The following is a 23,799-nucleotide window of genomic DNA, read 5'->3' as shown; positions in this document are numbered from 1 at the left end:
TGACTCACTCCGGCACCATCCAGGGTCCATCAGCGTTCCCGCACGTTCTCGATATTGGCACGGAACCAATTATAGTATCCGGCAAGACCTTCCGACAGACCGATACGCGGCCGCCAGCCAAGTCCCGTCAGTTTCGCGACATCCAGTTGCTTGCGATACATGCCGTCAGGCCGGGTCGCATCGAACACCAGCTCGCCGGCATGTCCGACGGTCTGCTGGATCATCCGGGCGAAGTCGGCGATGGAGATGTCCTCGCCGCAGCCAACATTGACATGATCGTGGTCCGAATAGGTGCGCAGCAGATGGATGCAGGCGTCAGCCATGTCATCGACATGCAGGAACTCCCGCCGGGGACGACCGGTGCCCCAGACCGTCACGGTCTCCACGCCATCACGCCTGGCCTCATGGAAGCGGCGCAGCAGTGCAGCGGCCACATGGCTGTTGTCGGGATGGAAGTTGTCACCCGGGCCGTAGAGATTGGTCGGCATGGCGGAGATGAAGTCGGCGCCATATTGCCTGCGGTAGGCCTGACAGAGACGAATGCCTGCGATCTTGGCGATGGCATAGGGCTCGTTGGTCGGCTCCAGCGGCCCGGTCAGCAGCGCATCCTCCCGGATCGGCTGTGGCGCCTCCCGCGGGTAGATGCAGGAGGAGCCGAGGAACAGCAACTTGGCCACGCCGGTCTCGAATCCGCCGCTGATCAGGCTCGACTGCAGTTCCAGGTTCTCGCTGATGAAATCCGCCGGATAGGTATTGTTGGCATGGATGCCCCCCACCCTTGCTGCTGCGACGACAATCACATCCGGCTTGTTCGCTGCAAGCCAGGTCTTCACTGCCGTGCGGTCCCGCAGGTCCAGACTGGACCGGTCGACTGTCAGGATCTCGCAGTCCTCGCGGGTCAGACGTCGCACGATGGCCTTGCCGACCATGCCCTTGTGACCCGCAACGAAGACCCGTCGCCCCCGCATCTCGAAAGCAGCGGTCATTTCAGTTCTCACGGGCCTTGTGCATGGCGCTGTTGAACTCGTGCTCACGCTTCACGGCAATCAGATCCGCCCGCACCATCTGCGCGACCAGGTCACTGAAACCGGTCTTGTGCGACCAGCCCAGCCGTTCGCGTGCCTTGGTCGGGTCCCCCAGCAGCAGCTCGACCTCGGTCGGGCGGAAATAGCGCGGGTCGACTTCGATCAGCACCTCACCGGTCGCGGCGTCCCTGCCCTGCTCTTCCACACCGCTGCCGGACCAGACGATGCTGCGGTCGACCTCCGCGAACGCGGCCTCGACGAATTCGCGCACGGAATGGGTTTCACCGGTCGCCAGCACATAGTCGTCCGGCTGGTCCTGCTGCAGCATCAGCCACATGCCCTCGACGAAGTCCTTCGCATGGCCCCAGTCGCGCTTGGCATCCAGATTGCCGAGATACAGCTTGTCCTGAAGACCAAGCTGGATCGCTGCGACAGAGCGGGTGATCTTTCGCGTCACGAAGGTCTCACCGCGCAGCGGGCTCTCGTGATTGAACAGGATACCGTTGGAAGCATGCATGCCATAGGCCTCCCGGTAGTTCACGGTGATCCAGTAGGCATAGAGCTTGGCGGCGGCATAGGGGCTGCGTGGCCAGAAGGGTGTGGTTTCACGCTGCGGCGTCTCCTGCACCTTGCCATAGAGTTCGGACGTGGAGGCCTGATAGAAACGGACGGTCTTCTCCAGCCCCAGGATCCGGATCGCCTCAAGCAACCGCAACGTCCCGATCGCGTCGGAATTGGCTGTATATTCAGGGGTTTCGAAACTGACCTGCACATGGCTCTGTGCCGCAAGATTGTAGATCTCGTCAGGCTGGACCTGCTGCACGATCCGCAGCAGGTTGGTGGAATCCGTCAGGTCGCCATAGTGCAGGTGCAACTGCACGTCATCGGCGTGCGGGTCCTGGTACAGGTGTTCCAGCCGCCCCGTATTGAATGACGACGAGCGGCGCTTGATGCCATGGACGACATAGCCCTTCGACAACAGCAATTCAGTCAGATAGGCACCATCCTGGCCAGTCACGCCAGTGACCAGGGCCGTTCTTGCTGATCCCTCAGGTTTCATCGCGCCAGTTACCCTTCTCGTCACGCCACAGAATCCACGCTCATCCCGCGAAGGATCCGCGCTGACGTGGTCCCACGCAACGCACCGAAATTCCCGACTCGATACGCGTGGGCTATTCCCTATCTTCTACCCATGATCTTTTCAATCGGCACAGGAGCGCAGGCATGAGCAGAATCTACGAGAAGAGCGAAGCGGCCATTCAGAGCCTGACACCGGAACAATATGCCGTGACCCAGCAGGACCACACGGAGCCGCCGTTCCGCAACCGGTTCTGGGACCACAAGGAAGCAGGGATCTATGTGGATGTGGTCAGTGGAGAGCCGCTGTTTGCCGCATCCCAGAAGTTCGATTCAGCTTGCGGCTGGCCGAGTTTCTTCAGTCCGCTGGAACCGGACAACATCGTGGAGAAACGTGACGTCAGTCACGGCATGGTTCGCATCGAAGTGCGGTCCCGTCACGGTGACTCGCATCTTGGGCATGTCTTCCCCGACGGGCCGCCGCCTACCGGCATCCGCTATTGCATCAATTCCGCCTCGATGCGTTTCATTCCGCGCGCGGACATGGAAGCGGAAGGATACGGAGAATACCTCGAGCTCGCAGCCATCGATGCGCAGGAGGATTGACCCCGAACGGTCGGCCACACGCGCAATGCGTGGAATGAATTTCGGCATTTGCTAGCAATTGAGCAATTTCGAACAGAATGTGATGGTCTTGGCATCGCGCTTGCTTCATCGGGTGCAGACAGGATGTCGTGGGGCGTTCCTTTCCCAATTTGCCAAATGAAACGCATTCGGCATCGGCGGAATTATGGGTTGCTGCACGTAAAACGGGCTGGAGTTCGGTCGATGCAGGCCATGCGTGTTCTGATCGTTGATGACAGTGACGCCAACAGGAAAGTCGCGCGCGTCTTCCTGGAGCGTGAAGGACACGTTGTGGTTGAAGCCAACGGCGGTGCTGCAGGACTGCGCAAACTGGCCGAGAATGACATCGACATCATCCTGATGGACATCGCGATGCCGGAGATCGACGGGCTGGAAGCCACGCGGCAGATCAGGCGTTTGGGCGGCCGCATTGGACGGATACCCATCGTCGCCTGGACAGCACACGATGTACCAGGCATGCGCCTGCAGTGCACCGCTGCCGGCATGGACGGCTATCTGACCAAGCCGATCCAGCGCACGCCGCTGGTCGAGAACCTGACGGCCATCCTGCAGCGGTCACGCAGCGAGAGGGATCAGGCCGCCGTCGGCTCCTGACCCCTTCTGCCTTCCGCCTACTTGAAGCCCACCGCAAATCCGTCGTCGACACTCACGACCGAACCGTTGACGAACCGCCCACTGGGTCCGGCCAGCACCAGCAGCATCCCGTCAAGGTCCGACGGCTCGCCGACGCGCGGGCGCGGGAAACGGCTCAGGAAAGCCTTGCCCGCCTCCGTCTCCCAGTAATCGGCATTCATCTCCGTCTCGATGTAGCCTGGGCAGAGTGAGTTCGTGTTGATGTCGTACTTGCCCCATTCCAGCGCCATGGCCTTCGTCATCTGGTCCATGGCGATCTTGGACATGCAGTAGATGGAAAGCTGTCCGATCACCCGGTGCGCCAGTGTGGACGAGATATTGACGATCCGGCCGCCCGCCTTTCGTGCCATCAGCCGCTTTGCGACGGACTGCGCGACGAAGAACGCACCTTTCAGGTTCGTGTCCAGAACCTGATCATATTCACCCTCGGAGATCCGGTGCAGCGCATTGGGCACCGTCACGCCGGAGTTGTTGATCAGGATATCGACAGGTCCGAGCGCCTGCTCCACCTGGTCGATGGCAGGGTCGATGGAGGCAATATCCGTTACATCCAGGGAGACCGCAAAGGCGCTGCCGCCGGCTGCCTGGATCTCTGCCACCAGATCCTCCAGCCGTTCGCGCCGACGCGCGGCAATGCCGACCCTGGCCCCCTGCGCCGCGAGCAACCGCGCGAAGTGCGCGCCAAGTCCGGAGCTCGCACCGGTCACGAAAGCCACCTGGCCAGTCAGTTCCTTGTCCATCGTCAAAATCTCTCCTCCGGACCACCATCATTTGAGTGGCCCTGCGCTCGGTGGTGACCTACTCTTGGTCCCATGCTGATTGATATTGTTTCAGATACCATCTGTCCGTGGTGCTTCATAGGCAAGCGCAAGCTGGAAGCTGCCATGCAGAACAGATCCGACGTCCAGCCGGAGATCGGCTGGCGGCCGTTCCAGCTCAACCCGGAGATGCCGCGGGCCGGAATGTCGCGTGACGCCTATCTGTCAGCGAAGTTCGGCGGGGCCGACAGGGCGGCACGCATCTACGAGACCATCCGGGCGGCGGGGGCAGAACTGGGCATCCCGTTCCGTTTCGACCTGATCAAGCGCACACCCTCGACCCTGGATTCGCACCGCCTGATCCGCTGGGCAACCCAGGAAGGCTTGCAGGATCGTATCGTCGAGGCCCTGTTCATCGCCTATTTCACCCAGGGTGCGGACATCGGTGATGCCGATGTGCTGACCCGTATCGCGGTGGAGAACGGCATGGACCCCAAGGTGACCGGGGATCGTCTGCGCAACGACACCGATCTGGATCTGGTGCGTCAGGAAGATGCGATGGCCCGATCCATGGGCATCAACGGTGTTCCCTGCTTCATCATCGACCGCAAGTATGCGGTGTCCGGCGCGCAGGATGTGCCGGTCTTCCACAAGGTCTTCGATCTGGCACTCAATGAAACCGTGCCCGCACCGGAAATGACCGACGCGGACTGAGGTCGCCTCTTCGTCGGTCAGGCTGCTGCTTTCTCCGCTATGCGGGCGAGGCCGCGCACCAGTTGCCGGACACCCTTGACCCGAACCGGAACCTCTTCCCAGTCGCGCAGGAAGACCATGGTGTGGTCCGGGCGCAGCTTCGCCGTGCCTGACTGCCCCGAGATGAAACGGACCAGCCCGGCAGGATCGGGGAAGGAATTGTCGCGGAAATGCACGGTCGCGCCCTTCGGTCCCGCATCCAGCTTGTCGATGTGCGCCGTACGGCACAGGCCCTTGATCGCCACCACGTCGAACAGGTTGTCCACTTCACCGGGAAGTGGCCCGAACCGGTCGATCATCTCCGCCGCGATCTCCTCGATGCCAGTCTCGTCCGGCACATGGGCCAGGCGGCGGTATAGGTCGAGCCGCGCGGAAAGATCGTGGACGTAATATTCCGGAATCAGTACCGGTGCGCCGAGATTGATCGACGGTGACCAGTTCCGGTCATCGGCATCGGTGGCCCCCCGGGCCTCCGCCACCGCTTCCTCCAGCATGGCCTGGTAGAGTTCGACACCGACTTCCTTGATCTGGCCCGACTGCTCCTCACCCAGCAGGTTGCCGGCACCGCGAATGTCCAGGTCATGGCTGGCCAGGGTGAACCCTGCACCCAGCTGATCGAGGGTCTGCAGGACACGCAGCCGCTTGTCGGCGCTGTCCGTCAGGCGTTTCGATGCCGGTACGGTCAGATAGGCATAGGCACGGACCTTGGAGCGGCCGATGCGTCCGCGCAACTGGTAGAGCTGCGCCAGACCGAACATGTCGGAGCGATAGACGATCATCGTGTTGGCGGACGGAACATCCAGACCGGATTCCACGATGTTGGTGGAGATCAGCACGTCGAATGCGCCTTCGTAATAGGCGTGCATGACGTCTTCCAGTTCACGTGCGGGCATCTGGCCGTGCGCGACCGCGAACTTCACCTCCGGCACATGGTTCTTCAGGAAGTCGGAGACTTCCTTCAGGTCACTGACGCGCGGCACCACGAAGAAGCTCTGGCCACCGCGATAGTGTTCCCGCAGCAGTGCCTCCCGCGCCACGATCTCGTCGAACGGCAGCACGAAGGTGCGGACGGCCAGGCGGTCCACCGGCGGTGTGGCGATGATGGAAAGATCACGGATGCCGGTCAGCGCGAGCTGCAGCGTGCGCGGTATCGGTGTCGCGGTCAGCGTCAGCACATGCACGTCGGCCTTCAGTTCCTTCAGCCGCTCCTTGTGCTTCACGCCGAAATGCTGCTCCTCGTCGACGATCAGCAGGCCCAGTCGCTTGAAGTCGATGCTCTTGCTCAGCAGGGCATGGGTGCCGACGACAATGTCCGTGGTGCCGGACTTCAGCCCGTCCTTCACCGCCGTGGCGGCCTTGCCGGTCACCAGGCGGGACAGTTGCTCCACCCGCACCGGGAAACCCCGGAACCGTGCCGTGAAGGTCTCGTAATGCTGCCGGGCCAGCAGCGTCGTCGGCGCGACGATCGCGACCTGCATCCCGTCCATGGCGGCGACAAAGGCGCTGCGCAGTGCAATCTCTGTCTTGCCGAAGCCCACGTCACCGCAGACGAGCCGGTCCATGGGGCGGCCCGAGGCCAGGTCGCCCAGTACATCATTGATCGTCTTCGCCTGGTCATCCGTCTCCTGATAGGGAAAACGGTCACAGAATTCGTTAAACGCGCCTGCAGGGGCCTCCATCACCTGTCCGGTCGCCAGTTCGCGACCGGCGGCGATGCGGATCAGGGCTTCGGCCATGTCCTTCAGGCGCTGCTTCAGCTTTGCCTTGCGGGCCTGCCAGTTCTTGCCGCCCAGGCGATCAAGCACGGTCTCGCCCTCGGAGGACCCGAAACGCGAGAGCAGCTCGATGTTCTCCACCGGCAGGTAGAGCTTGTCGCCCCCCTGGTAGACCAGCAGCAGGCAATCATGCGGCGCGCCCATGACGTCGAGCGCCTGCAGCCCCTCGTAGCGGCCGATGCCGTGATCGACATGCACGACCAGGTCGCCAAGCTGCAGTTCGGTCGCCGTGGCGATGAAATTGTCGGAGCGCCTGGCGGAACGCTTGCGCGACCGCACCAGACGGTCCCCCAGCACGTCCTGTTCGGAGATCAGGATCAGGTCCCTGCTCTCGAACCCGGTCTCCAGCGGCAGGACCGTCAGCCCCACGGTGCCGGCGGGCAGCTTCTCGGCCTCCGTCATGTCCGCGACGTCGCTCAACGCCGCGATTCCGCCGTCGCGCAACATGCCCGACAGGCGCTGACGCGCGCCGTCCGAATAGCTCGCCATCACCGCGCGATGCCCGTCGGCGATCACCTGTTTCAGGTGCGCGATCAGAGCCTCGTAGACATTGGTGCCCGGGGTCGCCCGCTCCGGCGCGAAGTCACGCCCCCGCCGACCGCCCAGATCGAAGGCCTCACCGGGGTTCTCGCTGACGGTGAAGGGCGTCAGCGCCGCAACGGGGTGCCCGCCGAGCGCCTCGGCCCATTCATTGCGGGAGAGGTAAAGCATGTCCGGTGCCAGCGGACGATAGATCGCCCCGGCAACACCGGATGCGCCCGCGTTTGCCTTCAGCGCCTCCTGCCGTGTCTCGTAGTAGTCGTCGATTGCCTGGAACCGCGAATCCGTCGCGTCATCGGCCAGATGGTCCAGCACGATGGGGGCATCCCCCACGTAGTCGAAGACGGTCTCCAGCTTCCGGTGAAAGATCGGCAACCAGTGTTCCATCCCCGGATGGGCTCTCGACTCCGACACCGCCTCGTAGAGCGAGTCACTTTCGGCCCTGATCCCGAACAGCTCCCGGTAGCGGGCACGAAACAGGTTCACTGTCGGCGGCTCCAGGACCAGTTCACCAACCGGTGTCAGTTCGAAACGCCCGATCTTTTCCAGGGTGCGCTGGGTCATCGAATCGAACAGGCGGATGCTTTCCAGCTCCTGCCCGAACAGGTCCAGGCGGACGGGATAGGAATCATTGGGGGGGAAGATGTCGATCAGGCCACCGCGGATGGCGTACTCCCCCGGCTCCATCACCGTGCCCGTGCGCGAATACCCCTGCCCGACCAGAAAGGTCGTCAGCGCGGCCTCGTCGATCCTGTCGCCGATCGCCGCCACGAAGCGTCCGTCCATCACCGTGGCCCTGGCCGGAACACGCTGGGTCACCGCATTGACGGTGGTCAGCAGCACACGGCCGGCCAGCCCGCCCTCCGCCAGCAGACCCAGCGTCCGCATCCGCGCTGCCACAACCTGCCGGTTGGGGGAGGAACGGTCATACGGCAGGCAGTCCCAGGCCGGGAGGGTCAGAACCTGAAGACCGGGCGCAAAGAACTCCAGCATCTCCGCCGTCGCGGCCATGCGCTGGTCATCGCGCGCGATGTGGACCACGCCCTGACGCGCACCGGTGGCGAGGGTGACAAGCAGGCGTGCTTCCAGCCCCTCTGGCGCATTCTGGACGGTGATCCTGCCAGGCGCCGACAGGATGTCGATCAGTGGCTTCAACTGGCTGACTGGTAGAACTTGAACTGCATCAGCATCCGGGTGACGTCATTGTCATACTCCGGCGGGACAGGCTTCCGCCCCATCACCCAGGCCAGGATCTCCGGATCGCCGGCCTCCAGCATCTGCTCGTAGAGGTCCATTTGCCGCTCACCGAAAGTCGGCAGGTTCCGCTCCGCGAACCGGGTCAGCAGGATGTCGGTTTCCTTCGTCCCGGTGTACTGCGAGCGATAGAGCAGCTTCTTGCGCCGCACGGCCAGTCTGTCTTCCTGTTCGGACATGGTGACGGCTCCTTCGGTACCGGGCGCGAGAATGGCCGGTGCAGATTTCATGGGTTGATGAACCGATATAGTACGAAACCCGATGCCGGGAAAGCCGTGCGGCTTGCGTCAGAGGGTCCATGTCAGGATGATCCGCCGATGCGCCCCGAAGTCCTCTTTCCCCTGTTTGCGCCGGTCAACACCCTGAAGGGCGTGGGACCGCGTGTGGCGGCATTGCTGGAGAAGCTGGAGGTCACGCGCATCCTCGACCTGCTCTGGCTGCTGCCGCACAGCCACATCGACCGCAGCCTGCGCCCGAATGTGGAGGACGCGTTGCCCGGCGAGACGGTAACCCTGACCCTCAACATCCTGGAGCATCAGCCGGGACGCACCGACAGGCAGCCCTACAGGATCTTCGCCGGTGACGAGACCGGCGTGATCGGCCTGACCTTCTTCCGCCCGCGCCGCGACTGGCTGGAACGGCAGTTCCCGCCCGGTGAGCGCCGGATCGTCAGCGGCAAGCTGGAACGCTATGGCGACCAGTTCCAGATGGTGCATCCGGAACATGTGGCCGACCCCGACAAGGGGGAGGATGTGCCGTTGCGCGAGCCGGTCTATCCCCTCACCGCCGGACTGGCGCCGAAGTCCCTGCGCAATGCCGTGGTTCAGGCAGTGGAGCGGGCACCGGAGATCAGCGAATGGCAGGACGCGGCATTCCGGGCGAAGAACCGCTTTCCCGACTGGCAATCGGCACTGCGGACGGTTCATTCCGACGGCGCCGCTGCACCGGTGGGGGCCGATACGGACGGTGATCCGGACCTTCTCGCCCGGCGCAGGCTCGCCTATGACGAACTGCTGGCGAACCAGCTTGCACTGGCGCTGGTGCGCCAGCGGATGCGCCGGCAGGGCGGGCGCGGCCTGGCCGTGCACCCCGACGGCCGCATGACGCAGTTGCGCGCGTCCCTCCCCTGGCCGCTCACCGGCGCGCAGGACCGTGTCATCGCGGAGATCATTAAGGACCTGCAGGCCCCGACCCGCATGCTGCGCCTGCTGCAGGGCGACGTGGGCAGTGGCAAGACCGCCGTCGCCCTGCTGGTCGCCACGGCAGTGGTGGAGGCGGGATCACAGGTCGCGCTGATGGTTCCCACCGAAGTGCTCGCGCGCCAGCATGCCCGGACCCTGACGGAGATGGGCGCGGCGATCGGCCTGCGGGTGGAGGCACTGACCGGGCGGGACAAGGGCAAGGCGCGGACGGCGATCCTGCAGCGTCTGGATGCGGGAGAGATCGACCTGGTGGTTGGCACCCATGCCCTGTTTCAGGATGCGATCAGGTTCCGCGACCTTGGCCTCGCGATCATCGACGAACAGCACCGCTTCGGTGTCCATCAGCGGATGCTGCTCTCCGCCAAGGCACGCAGGACCAGTGATGTGCTGGTCATGACCGCGACACCGATTCCCCGCACCCTGGCGATGACGGCCTATGGCGACATGGATGTCTCCCGCCTGGATGAGCGTCCGCCGGGCCGGAAGCCTGTGGATACCCGTGTCCTGCCGACCGACCGCGCAGGCGCAGTCGTGGAGCGTCTGCGCGGGCTGATGGGTCGGGGGGAGCGGGCCTACTGGATCTGCCCGCTGGTGGATGACGAGAGCGAAAGCGAGGCCGCGGCGGCGGAAGCCCGCTTCAGGGAACTGCAGCAACAGTTCGGCGACCGGGTCGGACTGGTGCACGGTCGACTGAAACCGGAGGAAAAGGACGCCGCACTGGTGGCCTTTGCGGACGGGAAGACAAGCCTGCTTGTCGCGACGACGGTCGTCGAGGTCGGTGTCGACGTGCCGGAAGCGACGGTGATCGTGATCGAGGATGCGGAGCGCTTCGGCCTGGCCCAGTTGCACCAGTTGCGCGGCAGGGTCGGTCGTGGTGACAGGCCGGGCCACTGCCTGCTGCTCTACCGCCCGCCGCTGGGTGAAACCGCCAGAAAGCGGCTGGAGGTGCTGCGGGACACGGATGACGGATTCCTGATCGCGGAGGAGGATTTCCGTCTGCGCGGTGGCGGTGACCTGCTGGGCACGCGACAGAGCGGTCTGCCGCCGATGAAGCTGGCGCGGGTGGAACGGGATCAGGATCTTCTGGCCGCCGCCCATGATGATGCGCGGCTGATCGTCAACAATGATCCCGAACTCCAGGGCAAGCGCGGTCCCGACCTGCGGACGCTGCTGTACCTCTTCGAACGCGATGCCGCGATCCGCTACCTCAAGTCAGGCTGAACGCCGCACATCCGGATCGCCGTCAACCGACGCCGGATCATTGGTCGGCAACGGCCGGGCCTTCAGGTCCGGCGGCACCACGACACCGACCGAAACGACATACTTCATGGCCTGTTCGACCGTCATGTCCAGCACCCGCACATCCTCCCGCGGAATGAACAGGATGAATCCGGAAGACGGGTTCGGCGTGGTCGGCACATAGACGCTGACCAGATCAAGCTCCGTCCGCCGCAGCACCTCGCCCTTGGTATCCCCGGCAACGAAACCGATGGTGTAGAGACCGCGGCGCGGGTATTCGACCAGCGCCGCGTGCTGGAACGCCTTGCTGGAATCGGTCAGGACGGTCTCGAAGAGCTGCTTCAGGACATTGTAGATGCCACGCACGATCGGCATCCGGTCCACCAGCCGCTCACCCAGCTTCACCACCGAGCGACCAAGCAGGTTCGCGGTCAGGAATCCGATGACCGTCAGGCCCACCAGAGCCACGACCAGACCAAGGCCCGGAATCTCGAACGGCAGGTCGAATGGCAGTTTCAGCCGTTCGGCAATATGTGGCGGCAGATCGGGAACAAGTGGCAGGAACTGCTCATCGAACCATTCGATGATCGACCAGGTGACATAGATCGTGATCGAAATCGGCGCGGCGACGATGACACCGGTCAGGAAATACGTACGCATCCGCGCCATGAACGGCGATCGGACGGATTTCGGGGTCGGGTTCATCTGGCAGTGTACTCCATGGCCCTGACATAGCACGCCGTCAGCGGCGATCCGAACGTTAAAGAATGTCACCTGCCCTGCAGATTTCAAGGGATTGCTGCACCGCAATCTCGCAATGCGACATGTGCGTTGGGTCACTGGTGCTGTCGAAACACCAATGCGTGACCGGTGTCTGGTCCCCCTGTGCATTGGCGAAAGCGGTCGAACAGTCGTATCCTGCCTCTGCCCGGCAAGATCCTTTGTTCCAGCTACGGGAGCCACCTGTCATGCTAGTTCTGCCCGAACGCAAACGAGCCGGCACTGTCGGTCGTGCCGCCTTTGGTGGCATCGCGACCGCAAATCCGCCTCACGTCCTGAAGCAGTCCGAGGTCGCGCGACGCGCGGGCGAACTCTTCGGCGACAATCTGCCGGTCTTCGAGAGGCTGAAGCCCGTCTACGAGAACGCGGAGATCGAGACGCGCTATTCCAGCGTGCCCATCGAGTGGTACCAGGAAGTCCACGGGTTCGGTTCCCGCAATCGCCAGTATATCGAGACCTCTGTCGACCTGCTGGCGGATGTGGCGTTGCGCGCCGTGGACCAGGCCGGACTCGGACTGGACGAGATCGACGGGATCATCACCGTCTCGACCTCCGGCATCGCGACGCCGAGCCTGGATGCACTGGTCATGGAGCGGCTGAAGCTGCGGCGTGATCTGGAACGCCTGCCGATCTTCGGGCTTGGCTGCGCCGGCGGTGTGGTCGGTCTGGCCCGCGCGGCGCAGATGGCGCGCAGCCGTCCGGGCGCCAACTACCTCTATCTCGTTGTCGAACTCTGCGGCCTGACCTTCCGCAGCCGTGACTTCTCGAAGAGCAACGTGGTCGCGACAGCGCTGTTTGGCGACGGTGCCGCGGGCGCGGTCGTCGGCTCCGACATCGATGGTGCCGAGATTCTGGCCAGTCAGGAGCACACCTGGGAGGATTCCCTCGACATCATGGGCTGGGACGTCACCGACGATGGATTGTCGGTCATCTTCTCGCGGGACATCCCGACCCATGTCCGCAGCAAGATGAACCAGGCACTGCACGGGTTCCTGGAACGTGAGTCACTTGCCCTGACCGATATCGACCACTTCCTGTGCCATCCTGGCGGCGCCAAGGTGCTGGATGCGCTTGAGGACATATTCGGCCTGGACAACGGCGGCCTGAAGCACTCCCGCGAGACCCTGCGCAACTTCGGCAACATGTCCGCCGCAACGGTCATGTTCGTCATTGCGGCTGCCCAGCGCGACAGGCTGAAGGGACGTGCCCTGCTCTCCACACTCGGTCCGGGGTTCACCGCCGGCTTCATGACTGTCGATCTCTGATGAACCTGTTTCATCTGGTTCTTGCCTTCCTGGTGGTGCAGCGGCTGGCGGAGCTTGCGCTGGCGCGGCGCAACACGGCCCGCCTGCTGGCGGCTGGTGCGCAGGAGCATGGCAGCCGCCACTATCCGCTTTTCGTTGTCCTGCACGGCGGGTGGCTTGTGGCGCTGGCCGTGTTCACACCCGCCGACGCGACGATCAATGCGCCACTGTTCATCGTTTTCGTCGCACTGCAACTCGGTCGGGTCTGGGTCATCGCAAGCCTGGGCCGCTACTGGACAACCCGGATCATCACGGTTCCCGACGCGCCACTGGTGAAGCGCGGGCCGTTCCGGTTCGTCCGGCATCCCAACTATATGGTCGTGATCGGAGAGATCGCGGTCGTTCCGCTGATGATCGGTCTTTGGGAAGTCGCCGTCGTCTTCAGTATCCTGAACCTGGCCTTGCTCACCTGGCGCATACGTGCCGAAGAAGAGGCACTGTCACCACGGCGTTCTGGCTAAGACTCCAAGTATCGTGTTAAATTTATTTTCATGAACAAACGTTCAGATGCCGCATGTTGCAGCCGGAACGTTTGAATGGATGAAAGGCGCTGGAGCAATGTCGCCGCGTCGGGGGAAATGAACGCCAATACGCCACCACGGCGGCCTGATGGCAACGGCCAGCAGGCCTTCACGCCTGAGCGTCGCATGGCGGATTTTCTCGAGATCGCCAAGGACTGGTTCTGGGAAACCGACGCGGCGCACAGGTTCATTTTCATTTCCAAGCGTTTTCAGGACCTGACAGGTATCGATGTCGACCTGTTCCTCGGCAATACCCGCGCCGAGATGGCCAGCGATCCGAACGCACCGGAGTTCCTGGCCCATCTGGCCGATCTGGCCGCACACCGTACCTTCAGTGACTATGTCTATGGGGGAGAGACGCCCCGTGAATTTCGCTGGTTCCAGATCAGTGGTCGGCCCGTATTCGGGGACGACGGCTCCTTTCTGGGATATCGGGGTACCGGCAGCGACATCACGCAAGGGGTCGTCGATCGCGGGCGGGCGCGCGACGCGGAAGGTCTTCTGGAAGGCGCGCTTGAATCCATCAATGAGGGATTCGTGCTCTACGGCAGTGACGACTGCATCCGCATGTACAACAAGGTGTTCCAGCAGGCCTTCGACCCGAATGAGGAAAAGCTGCGAATCGGCATTTCCTTCAAGGACTGGATCGGCTGGCTGATCGAAAGCGGCGAGATCGATACTTCGGCATCCGGCGCGACCTACAACATGGAAGAGCGTCACAAGGGGCACCGCAGGGGCCGATACGAAGGCGAAGTGGCGTTCAGGGACGGACGCTGGTACCGGATCTCCGAGAACGAGATCAGCGGCGCGGGCATTGTGGGTGTCTACACCGACATTTCCGCGCGCAAGCATCGCGAACTTGAACGGCAGCGTCAGTCGAAGATGCTCACCTCCGTCTTCGAGAAACTGCACAACGGTGTCTGTGTCGGCGACGCCGACTTCGTCGTGTCGAACGTCAATCAGCGCTTTGTCGAATTGATGGGCCTGCCATCCGAATTCTTCGCGGTGCGCCGGACCATTGCCGACATCCTCGACCATTTTCGCTCAGACCCCGCCTATGGTCAGGTGCTCCCGGAAATGGAACGTCGCTATCAGATGTCGCGAAGCGGCGTGGCTTTCCGCTACCAGCGGACACGACCCGACGGCATTCACCTGGAAATCAGCAGCGATCCCCTGCCCGACGGCGGTCTGCTGTTCTCGGTCAACGACATGACCCCATGGCAGCGCATGAACGAGACGCTGCGGGAACGGGAGGAACGTTACCGCCACCTTGTCGAACGCAGCCCCGACGCGATCCTGGTGCATCACAGGGGTCAGATCCGCTACGCCAATGCCTCGGCCGTCAGCATGTTCCGCGCCCGCAGCCGGGAACACCTGCTTTTCCAGGAAGTCAGTCAGCTGGTTGCGCCACGCGACCTTCCGAAACTAAAGGAGCGTTCCAGGCAGATGCTCGCCGAAGGCGTTGGCTCCGCGCGCGGCGGAATGATCTTCAAGTGCCGACGGCTCGACGGGGAATCGTTCGAGATGGAGATCGAAAGCTCCATCGTACCCTTCGAGGGCCAGCCCATGGCCCAGGTCGTGATCCGGGACGTGACCGAACGTCGGCAGGCAGAACGGGCCCTGCACATGGCCAAGGAACAGGCTGAGATGGCGAACCGGGCAAAGTCCGAGTTTCTGGCCAACATGAGCCATGAACTGCGTACCCCGCTGAATGCCATTATCGGATTCTCGGAGATCATGCGTGACGAGATGTACGGGAACATCGGGAACAAGCAGTACGCCGAGTACATCAGCGACATCCACCACAGCGGCACGCATCTGCTGTCGGTGATCAATGACATCCTGGACCTGTCGAAGGCGGAATCGGGACATCTGGAACTGCGCGAGCAGGAAGTCGACCTGCCCCTTCTGCTCGATTCGGCATTGCGGATCGCACGCACCCGAGACGGCAGCGATGGCCTGACGATCGTCAATCTGGCCGCCGAGCGCGATGTGCCCGAAGTCATGGCTGACAGTCGCCTGATCAAGCAGATCTTCATCAACCTTCTGTCCAACGCCATCAAGTTCACGCAGCCAGGCGGGCAGATCACGATCGACATCAGGCTTGTACCCGATGGCCTGGAACTCACTGTCGCCGACACCGGCATCGGGGTCGCCAGCGATCAGCAGGAACGGGTGTTCGAGCCATTCGTGCAGGGTGAAACCGGGCTCTCGCGCCGGTTCGAGGGAACAGGACTCGGTCTGTCACTCTCGCGTTCCCTGGCTCAGTTGCACGGCGGCACGTTGCGTCTGGAGAGCGTGCCGGGCGTCGGCACGACTGCGGTTCTCTGGTTGCCTGCCGCGCGCATCTGCAAGCTCTAATTGCCCGTAATGAAAGCTGAAAAGCACACTTGTCTATTTGGAATACCCACTGGTATAGTCCTGTTCCAAGAATAAGAAAAAGCTATTTACACGGGGAGGCCTTGAGTGGCGATGCCAGCAGCATCGACAGCCGGGGAGGTGACGCTCAGCGTCAACGGCGTGTCGAAATACTTTGGTGGTGTGCGGGCGGTGGACAATGTTTCCGTCGACATACCCAAGGGCAGTATCTTTTCCATCATCGGACCCAATGGTGCGGGGAAGACATCTCTGGTCAACATGATCAGTGGTTTCTACACCCCCGATACCGGATCGATTGTCTTCCAGGGCGAAGACATCACGGCGCTCCGGCCCAACGAAAGGGCCGAACGCGGGATCGCGCGCACATTCCAGAACATCGCACTGTTCGCCGGCATGAATGTGCTGGAGAACCTGATGCTGGGCCGACACATTCACATGAAGTCCAACCTGCTGAAGGCCTGTCTTTACTGGGGACCGAACCAGCGGGAGGAGATCCGTCACCGTGCCCGGTGCGAGGAGATCATCGATTTCCTGAAACTGAACGACCTGCGCAAGCAATCGACCGGCGCCCTCGCCTACGGTTACCAGAAGCGCGTTGAACTCGGTCGCGCGCTCGCGCTGGAACCGGACCTGCTGCTGCTGGACGAGCCGATGGCCGGCATGAATTCCGAGGAAAAGGAAGACATGGCCCGCTATGTCCTCGACGTGAACGAGGAACTGGGCACGACCATCATCCTCATCGAACATGACATGGGGGTCGTGATGGATATCTCGACCCGTATCGCCGTGCTCGACCAGGGCACGAAGATCGCGGAAGGCACGCCGACAGAGATTCAGGCCGATCCTGCCGTAATCCAGGCCTATCTCGGCACATCACACTAGGGGGTTTTGGAATGACCAATGCAGATACCCTCGGCGCGCTGCTGCTTGAGAATGAGCGTACCCGACCGACGAAGCCCGCGATCCGCGAGAAGGATCTTGGCATCTGGCGCACCTATACCTGGGCCGACTATGCCGGGAACGTCCGTGATTTCGCCATGGGCCTGGCAAAGCTCGGCTTTGGCCCCGGCGACAAGCTCTGTGTCGCCGGCAACAATCGCCCACGCCTCTACTGGGCCGAGATGGCTGCCATCTGCCTCGGCGGCACGGCGGTTCCCGTCTATCAGGACGCCATCGCGACCGAACTGAAGTTCGTGCTCAACAATGCCGAAGTGAAGGTGATCGTGGCCGAGGATCAGGAGCAGGTGGACAAGATCCTGTCCCTGCGCGACGGCCTGACCGGGCTCGAATATCTGGTCTATGACGACTCGCGCGGCATGTCGGAACTGGCCGATGATCCGACCGTCATGAGCTTCGAGGCCGTACAGGCCGAAGGTGTCGAGTACGGGCGGGCCAATCCGGCGGCATTCGAGACGGCGGTTGCCGCGGTGAAGCCGACCGACATCGCGTTCATGGTCTACACCTCCGGCACCACCGGCAATCCCAAGGGTGTCATGCTCTCGCACGCCAACATGGTGGAGACGGCGCGGACCTTCCTGGCCAACGAGGATGTGCGGGAGAGCGACGACATGTTCTCCTACCTGCCCCTCGCCTGGGTCGGTGAAGCCATGTACAGCACCACGGTCAGCCTGATGTCCGGCTGTGCCTGCAACTGCCCCGAAGGCCCGGAGACGTTCCGCCGGGACGGCCGTGAACTCGGCGCGACCGGGTTCGTGGCGGCGCCCCGCAGCCTGGAGATGGTCCTGTCCGAGATCCAGGTGAAGGCCAATGATGCCTCCGGCCTGAAGCGCTGGGTCTTCAATACCTTCCGCGATGTCGCCGTTGATATCGAGAACAGGAAGGCCGAGGGCCTGCCGATCTCCCTTGGCATGAAGCTGAAGCGCGCCATCGGCGAGATCCTGGTCTACGGCCCGATCCGCGACCAGTATGCCTTCCGCAGGGCCCGCTGGGTCTATGTCGGCGGTGCACCGCTGGGACCGGACTCGTTCCGTTTCTTCCGCGCCATGGGCATCAACCTGAAGCAGGTCTATGGCTCGACCGAGGTTTCCGGCCTGGTGACCCTGCAGTCGGACAAGCAGGCATCCCCGGACCATGTCGGCACACCCTGCGCCGGCATCGACGTGAAGATCGCCGACAATGGCGAGGTTCTGATCAAGAGTGCCGGTGTCTTCCAGGGCTACTACAAGAACGAGGAAGCCAGCCGGGAAGCCATCACGGAGGACGGCTGGTTCCGCACCGGTGACGCGGGCATTCTGGAAAGCTCCGGAGAGCTGACGATCATCGACCGCGCGAAGGACGTGGGCAAGCTGGTCGATGGCTCGCCCTTCGCACCACAGTTCGTCGAGAACAAGCTGAAGTTCAGCCCCTACATCTCGGAGGCCGTCTCCTTCGGACACGAGAAGCCATATGTCTGCGCCATGATCGCGATCGACATGAACACGGTGGGCAACTGGGCCGAGAAGCTGGGTCTTGCCTACACCAACTACATGGATCTGACGCACAAGCAGGAAGTCCGCGACCTGATCACGGAGGAGATCAAGCGGATCAATCCTTCGTTGCCGGAAGTAAGCCGAATCAAGCGCTTCCTGCTGCTTGCGAAGGATCTGGATGCAGACGATGCGGAGGTGACACGGACACGCAAGCTGCGCCGCGGCTTCATTGCCGAGAAGTACGCGCCGGTCATCGACGCCTTCTACAACGGGGGCAAGGAGGTCGAGCTGGCCACCGAAGTGACGTTCGAGGACGGGCGCAAGTCGATGCTGGATACGCGCCTGACCATTCTGGAAGCGGCCTGAGGGGGAATTCGAGATGGATATGTTCGCCGTCTGGTACTTCGTGGAAACGACGATCAACGGGGCCCTGATCGGGCTGATGTACGCCCTGATCGCACTGGGTTTCGTGCTGATCTACAAGTCTACTGACGCCATCAACTTCGCCCAGGGCCAGTTTGTCATGATCTCCGGCGTCATGGTCGCGGCACTCTCCGCCGACTACGGGGTTCCCATCGTCCTGGGTGCGATCATCGCGCTTGTCTTCATGATCCTGTTCAACGTGATGCTGGAGCGGATCGTGCTCCGCCCGATGATCGGGCGGCCCGTGGTCGCGATCATCATGGCGACCATCGGTCTCGCGGCATTTCTGGAGGGGCTGTTCCCGATGATCTTCGGGGCCACGACCCGCGCGCTGGACCTCGGCATTCCCAATGATCCAATCATCGTCGGCCAGATCTACCTGACCCCGATCAACGTGGTCGGCGGTGCCGTGGCACTGACCTTCTTCGGGGCGTTCTCGATCTTCTTCATGAAGTCACGCAAGGGCGTTGCACTGCGCGCGGTGGCCGACAACCACCAGGTCTCCATGGCCATGGGGATCAATGTCGAGCGCTACTTCGTGCTGGCCTGGTCCATGGCCGGCGTCGTTGCCGTGCTCGGCGGTCTGCTCTGGGGCAGCGCCATCGGCGTCGACAATACCCTCGCCGTGGTTGGCCTGAAGGTGTTCCCGGTGGTTATCCTGGGCGGCCTCGAGAGCATCATCGGCGCTATCGTCGGCGGCATCATCGTCGGCATCATCGAAGCCTGGGGCGGCACTTATATCGACCCGGCAATGACCCAGCCCTGGTTCCGCGAGTTCTTCCCCTTCGAGGGTGGCGGAACCAAGGACTTCCTTCCCTATCTGCTGATGATCGTGGTGCTGTTCTTCAAGCCCTACGGCCTGTTCGGCAAAGTCCATATCGAAAGGGTCTGAAGCCGTGTTTCATCGCGAAAGTGGATACTACAAGACGACCTACGCCAGCGACTCGGCGCTTTACCCGCTGCCGATCGCCAGGTTCACAGTGGCTGGCTTCGCCATCCTCTTCTTCGTCGTGGCCCCGCTGCTGGTCAGCAGCTACTACCTGACGATCCTGAACCTGGTCGGCATTGCCATCGTCGGCGCGCTGGGCCTGAACATCCTGGTCGGCCTGACCGGTCAGATCTCCATCGGCCATGCCGCCTTCATGTCGGTCGGGGCCTATACGGCGGCGAACCTGGCAACCCGGTTCGACCTGCCGTTCTGGATTACCCTGCCCGCCGGCGGTCTGATGGCCGCTGCAATCGGCATCATCGTCGGCTTCCCATCGGTGCGCATCAAGGGGCTGTATCTCGCCATTTCCACCCTGGCGGCGCAGTTCATCATCGACTGGATCATCGTGCATACGCCCGCCATCTCGGGCGGTTTCCAGGCATCCATCCAGGTCCCCCGGCCGAGTGTCTTCGGCATCGTCCTGGATACGCAGCGGGAACTCTACATGTTCATTCTGGTCACGGCGGTCCTTGCCATCGTCATCGCACTGAACATTGCACGTAGTCGCATCGGCCGGGCCTTCATCGCCATCCGTGACCAGGACATCGCTGCCGAGATTCTCGGCATCGACGTTCGCCGCTACAAGCTGATGGCCTTTGCCATATCTTCATTCTATGCCGGTGTCGCAGGGGTGCTCTATACCTACTACTCGGGGGTGGCGAACAACGAGTTCTTCCCCCTTGTCGTCTCGATCGATTACCTCGCCATGGTCATCATCGGCGGCATGGGGTCGGTCCTGGGCGCCATCTTCGGGGCCACCTTCGTGACCCTGCTTCCGATCGCCATCGATCTGTTCATGACCGCAGTCGGTCCTTACCTGATCGAGGACGCCGGTGCCCTTTCGGGCATCAAGTCCCACATGCGGCTGGTCGTGTTCGGCGGACTGATCATGTTCTTCCTGGTTGTTGAACCAGAGGGCCTGAACCGGCTGTGGCTGAACATCCGGAGTTATTTCCGTGTCTGGCCGTTTTCGTACTAGACTGTCGCCAAGCCCCCGCAAGAACGACGGGGCATGATCCCAAGGGAGGAACCAAGAATGAAACGCATACTGGCATCCATAGCCGTGGCAGGTGGCCTTGCCGCCATGACCGCGGCCCACGCCGGGGAGATCGTCATCGGCCAGATGACGGACCGCACCGGCCCCACAGCCAATGTCGGCAACCCCGTCGGTGACGGCGCGCAGGATTACATCGACCTGATCAATTCCCAGGGTGGAATCAACGGTCATACGATCCGCCTCGTCGAAGTCGACAATCAGTACAAGGTACCGCCGGCGGTTGAAGGCTATCAGCGCTTCAAGTCGGAAGGCGCTGTTCTGGTCGGCCTGTTCGGCACCCCGATCACACAGGCGCTGACCGCTGACCTGCAGAAGGACAAGATCCCGGCGACGACCCCCGGCTTCGGCACCGCTCTGGCGGCTGATGGCAACGCCTTCCCCTACCTGTTCCCGGCAGCAGCCAGTTACTGGTCGCAGGCAGGCGCCGCGGTAGAATATGCCAAGCAGCAGATGGGTGGCCTGAAGGGCAAGAAGATCGCCTACCTGTTCTATGACAATCCAGCAGGTCGTGAAGGCCTTCCGGTGCTGCGCAAGCTCTCCGAACTGGAAGGCTACACCCTGAACGAATTCCCGGTCCCCGCGCCGGGTATCGAGATGGACAACCAGGCCCGTGACATCGCCCGCCGTTTCCGGGCAGACTTCGTCATCAGCCACCTGTTCGGTCGCGCGCCTTCCGTGCAGATCAACGCGCTGAAGCGTGCAGGCTTCCCGCTCGAGAAGGTCGTGTCCTTCGTCTGGGGCGCCTCTGAAGCCGACGTTGCCGCCGCCGGCGGTTTCGAAGCTGCAGAGGGCTATGCCGGTCTGCAGTTCGCCGGTGTCGGTGACGACTTCCAGGTGCGCCGCGACATCAAGGCGATGCTCAAGGCCCAGGGCAAGGAAGCCCGCGAGAGCATGTCATCGACCGTGTTCTACAACCGTGGTCTGCTGATCAGCGCCCTGCATGTCGAAGCGCTCCGCAACGCCGTTGCGGCAAATGGCGGCAAGGCCGACGTGACCGGTACGCAGGTCCGTGATGGCTTCCACGCCATCAAGGACTTCTCGCTGGGCGGTCTGCTTCCGCCGCTGAACCTTGGTGGCGGTGACCATGAAGGTGGTGGCTGGGTCCGCGTCTTCAAGGTGACGAAGACCGGGTTCGAGCCTGCTACCGAATGGTTCAAGGGCTATCGCGATGTCGTCTTCGAACTCATCAAGGAAGAATCGGCCAAGATGAAGAACTGATCCTGGCCTGATCTATTGCCGGGCTGTCCTTGCGGCAGCCCGGCGCTTGATACCTTTTCCAAAGAGGCGAAAATGCTCGCGATCAATAATATTGAAGTGATCTACAACAATGTCGTTCTGGTGCTGAAAGGCATCTCGATCGACGTCAAGCCGCAGTCGATCACGACGATCCTGGGGGCAAACGGCGCGGGCAAGACCACAACGCTGAAGTCCATTTCCGGGCTTCTGAAGCCGGAACGCGGCCAGGTCACGCGCGGTTCCATCGAATTCAACGGCGAACGCATCGACAAGCTGGCGCCGCACGAGACCGTGAAGAAGGGCGTTGTCCAGGTTTTCGAAGGCCGCCGCGTCTTCACTCATCTGAGCATCGAGGACAATCTGCTCGCCGGGGCGCATATCGTCTCCGACATGAAGACCGTCCGCGACATGATCGATCAGGTCTACACCTTCTTCCCGCGCCTGAAGGAACGCCGTACCGGTCAGGCCGGGTACCTGTCGGGTGGTGAGCAACAGATGCTGGCCATCGGACGTGCCCTGATGTCCAACCCGAAGATGATCATGCTGGATGAGCCGTCTCTCGGCCTCGCCCCGATGATCATCGAGGAGATCTTCGGCATCATCCAGCGGATGCGCAAGGAAGCCGGTGTCACCATTCTGCTGGTGGAACAGAACGCCAATCTGGCGCTGTCCATCGCCGACCACGGCTATGTCATGGAAAACGGCTCCATCGTGATGGAGGGTCCGGCCAAGGAACTGCTGGCCAACTCCGACATCCAGGAGTTCTACCTCGGCATCGGCGAAGGCGGCGACAGGAAGTCGTTCCGCGATGTGAAGCACTATCGTCGCCGCAAGCGCTGGCTCGGCTGATCCCGGCCTTCAGGCGGGAAACTGCAGTTCCACCGTCACGGCCTCAGGCCCGCGCACGAAGACCTGCCGGATCGGCAGTCCCGGCACGTCATTCTCCCGGTATCGCAATCCCGCTGCCTTGATGGCCGAGATCTGTGTCGCGTGGTCGCCGCCGCGAAAGGCGAAATGGTCGACCGGTCCCGGAACATTCTCCCCGCCGTCGTCCGTCACGCCGACCAGATGCACGATGGCCTCCCCCGGTTCCGAACCGTAGAGCCAGTAGCCCGGAAAATCGAAGTCCGGCCGCGCGCCCACCTGCAGTCCGACGACCGTCTCGAAGAACCGGCGCATGCCCTCCAGGTCTCGGCAGCGCACGTTGACGTGGTCCAGCCGCATCAGAGCACCTCGGTCTCGACTTCCCTGCCCATCTCCGCCACGACCAGCTTCCCGTCCTGACGCTCAATGCGTGTTATCGAGCAATTGTCGGGGCGGAAGATCGTGACGCGGTCATCGTCCGTCAGCAGACCGACAATTGTGTTGATGGCGACGAAATGGCTGCTGATCACCGTATCAGTCTCGATCTCCTCGATCGCCTTCAGCAGGTCCGCGCGCCAGCCGGCCAGATGCAATGCATCCGTATCGGACCAGCGACCCGCCATGATACCGGTCAGCCACTGCCGACGGGCGCCAAGATCCTCGGTCGGGGACGGCACTTCCGTCACGCGCGGCTCGATCCGTGCCGGGGATCCCCACACGGCCTCCAGCGCGGAAATGGTTTCCCGCGTCCGGCGCATCGGGCTGGTCACCATCGGCAGGGGGCCGAGCGGTCCCAGCGTGTCAGCCATGGCAAGCGCCTGGCGGATGCCGGCCTTGTCCAGCGGCGGATCATGATCCTCGTCGAATGCCGCCGCAGCCTTGCCATGTCGCACCAGATAGATCTTCGTCATCGTTCC

21 protein-coding genes are annotated in these 23,799 nt (G+C 62.6%); 13 read left to right on the top strand and 8 right to left on the bottom strand.

From position 1 onward, the window contains the following. Positions 1–29: 29 nt before the first annotated feature. Complete coding sequence (locus QGV55_RS08220) at positions 30–986, bottom strand: GDP-L-fucose synthase (RefSeq protein WP_281017310.1); 957 nt, start codon at positions 984–986, stop codon at positions 30–32. 1 nt (position 987) lies between these two features. Beyond that, the gene (gmd, locus tag QGV55_RS08215) at positions 988–2,085 is read right to left on the bottom strand and encodes a GDP-mannose 4,6-dehydratase (protein WP_281017311.1); all 1,098 of its coding nucleotides are present in this window, start codon (positions 2,083–2,085) and stop codon (positions 988–990) included. A 164-nt stretch (positions 2,086–2,249) separates the two neighbouring features. Between gmd and msrB the strand changes: the two genes are divergently transcribed. Further along, entirely contained in the window at positions 2,250–2,708 is a 459-nt protein-coding gene (gene msrB / locus QGV55_RS08210) for a peptide-methionine (R)-S-oxide reductase MsrB (RefSeq protein ID WP_281017312.1), read from the top strand. Positions 2,709–2,930: 222 nt separating this feature from the next. Then, positions 2,931–3,341: a response regulator gene (locus tag QGV55_RS08205; protein WP_281017313.1), complete on the top strand. Its 411-nt coding sequence runs from the start codon at positions 2,931–2,933 to the stop codon at positions 3,339–3,341. Between the two features lie 17 nt (positions 3,342–3,358). Here QGV55_RS08205 and QGV55_RS08200 read toward each other — a convergent pair whose 3' ends face one another. Then, complete coding sequence (locus tag QGV55_RS08200; protein WP_281017315.1) at positions 3,359–4,120, bottom strand: SDR family NAD(P)-dependent oxidoreductase; 762 nt, start codon at positions 4,118–4,120, stop codon at positions 3,359–3,361. 72 nt (positions 4,121–4,192) lie between these two features. On the opposite strand from QGV55_RS08200, the gene QGV55_RS08195 reads away from it, so the two are divergent. Continuing rightward, complete coding sequence (locus tag QGV55_RS08195; RefSeq protein ID WP_281017316.1) at positions 4,193–4,852, top strand: DsbA family oxidoreductase; 660 nt, start codon at positions 4,193–4,195, stop codon at positions 4,850–4,852. A gap of 17 nt (positions 4,853–4,869) precedes the next feature. On the opposite strand, the gene mfd is transcribed toward QGV55_RS08195, so the two are convergent. Both mfd and QGV55_RS08185 read right to left on the bottom strand, forming a co-directional pair. Beyond that, complete coding sequence (gene mfd / locus QGV55_RS08190) at positions 4,870–8,361, bottom strand: transcription-repair coupling factor (protein WP_281017317.1); 3,492 nt, start codon at positions 8,359–8,361, stop codon at positions 4,870–4,872. Beyond that, positions 8,358–8,639 (bottom strand): succinate dehydrogenase assembly factor 2, encoded by a 282-nt coding sequence (locus tag QGV55_RS08185; RefSeq protein ID WP_281017318.1) that lies wholly within the window; start codon positions 8,637–8,639, stop codon positions 8,358–8,360. The genes mfd and QGV55_RS08185 overlap by 4 nt, the downstream gene beginning before the upstream one ends. A gap of 138 nt (positions 8,640–8,777) precedes the next feature. Between QGV55_RS08185 and recG the strand changes: the two genes are divergently transcribed. Further along, positions 8,778–10,883, top strand: a complete 2,106-nt coding sequence (recG, locus tag QGV55_RS08180) for an ATP-dependent DNA helicase RecG (RefSeq protein ID WP_281017319.1) — start codon at positions 8,778–8,780, stop codon at positions 10,881–10,883. On the opposite strand, the gene QGV55_RS08175 is transcribed toward recG, so the two are convergent. After that, entirely contained in the window at positions 10,875–11,561 is a 687-nt protein-coding gene (locus QGV55_RS08175) for a DUF502 domain-containing protein (RefSeq protein WP_281017320.1), read from the bottom strand. The two genes, recG and QGV55_RS08175, sit on opposite strands and share 9 nt — an antisense overlap. Positions 11,562–11,869: 308 nt before the next feature. Here QGV55_RS08175 and QGV55_RS08170 point away from each other — a divergent pair, with 308 nt between their 5' ends. From QGV55_RS08170 to QGV55_RS08130, 9 genes are all read left to right on the top strand, one after another. Next, positions 11,870–12,946: a 3-oxoacyl-[acyl-carrier-protein] synthase III C-terminal domain-containing protein gene (locus QGV55_RS08170; RefSeq protein WP_281017321.1), complete on the top strand. Its 1,077-nt coding sequence runs from the start codon at positions 11,870–11,872 to the stop codon at positions 12,944–12,946. Continuing rightward, on the top strand, positions 12,946–13,446 hold the full coding sequence (locus QGV55_RS08165) for an isoprenylcysteine carboxylmethyltransferase family protein (protein WP_281017322.1): 501 nt from the start codon (positions 12,946–12,948) through the stop codon (positions 13,444–13,446). Before QGV55_RS08170 ends, QGV55_RS08165 begins: the two co-directional genes overlap by 1 nt. 75 nt (positions 13,447–13,521) lie before the next feature. After that, complete coding sequence (locus QGV55_RS08160) at positions 13,522–15,867, top strand: PAS-domain containing protein (RefSeq protein ID WP_281020131.1); 2,346 nt, start codon at positions 13,522–13,524, stop codon at positions 15,865–15,867. A 111-nt stretch (positions 15,868–15,978) separates the two neighbouring features. After that, the gene (locus QGV55_RS08155; protein ID WP_281019877.1) at positions 15,979–16,767 is read left to right on the top strand and encodes an ABC transporter ATP-binding protein; all 789 of its coding nucleotides are present in this window, start codon (positions 15,979–15,981) and stop codon (positions 16,765–16,767) included. 11 nt (positions 16,768–16,778) lie between these two features. Next, positions 16,779–18,680 (top strand): AMP-binding protein, encoded by a 1,902-nt coding sequence (locus QGV55_RS08150; protein ID WP_281017324.1) that lies wholly within the window; start codon positions 16,779–16,781, stop codon positions 18,678–18,680. Positions 18,681–18,693: 13 nt separating this feature from the next. Next, complete coding sequence (locus tag QGV55_RS08145) at positions 18,694–19,629, top strand: branched-chain amino acid ABC transporter permease (protein WP_281017325.1); 936 nt, start codon at positions 18,694–18,696, stop codon at positions 19,627–19,629. A 4-nt stretch (positions 19,630–19,633) separates the two neighbouring features. Next, positions 19,634–20,704, top strand: coding sequence for a branched-chain amino acid ABC transporter permease (locus QGV55_RS08140; protein ID WP_281017326.1), 1,071 nt, complete (start codon positions 19,634–19,636; stop codon positions 20,702–20,704). Positions 20,705–20,761: 57 nt separating this feature from the next. Beyond that, positions 20,762–22,000 (top strand): ABC transporter substrate-binding protein, encoded by a 1,239-nt coding sequence (locus QGV55_RS08135; RefSeq protein WP_281017327.1) that lies wholly within the window; start codon positions 20,762–20,764, stop codon positions 21,998–22,000. Between the two features lie 72 nt (positions 22,001–22,072). Then, positions 22,073–22,867, top strand: coding sequence for an ABC transporter ATP-binding protein (locus tag QGV55_RS08130; protein WP_281017328.1), 795 nt, complete (start codon positions 22,073–22,075; stop codon positions 22,865–22,867). A gap of 9 nt (positions 22,868–22,876) precedes the next feature. Here QGV55_RS08130 and QGV55_RS08125 read toward each other — a convergent pair whose 3' ends face one another. Together QGV55_RS08125 and QGV55_RS08120 are read right to left on the bottom strand one after the other, a co-directional pair. Then, a complete protein-coding gene (locus QGV55_RS08125; RefSeq protein ID WP_281017329.1) occupies positions 22,877–23,242 on the bottom strand; it encodes a VOC family protein in 366 nt (121 codons plus the stop codon). After that, positions 23,242–23,793, bottom strand: a complete 552-nt coding sequence (locus tag QGV55_RS08120; RefSeq protein WP_281017330.1) for a histidine phosphatase family protein — start codon at positions 23,791–23,793, stop codon at positions 23,242–23,244. The genes QGV55_RS08125 and QGV55_RS08120 overlap by 1 nt, the downstream gene beginning before the upstream one ends. Between the last annotated feature and the right edge of the window lie 6 nt (positions 23,794–23,799).

The organism is Minwuia sp. IMCC3009, assembly GCF_029909415.1.
GTDB lineage: Bacteria > Pseudomonadota > Alphaproteobacteria > Minwuiales > Minwuiaceae > Minwuia.
The sequence above is the reverse complement of the archived record's forward strand: the minus strand, read 5'-3'. Positions and strand labels throughout refer to the sequence as shown.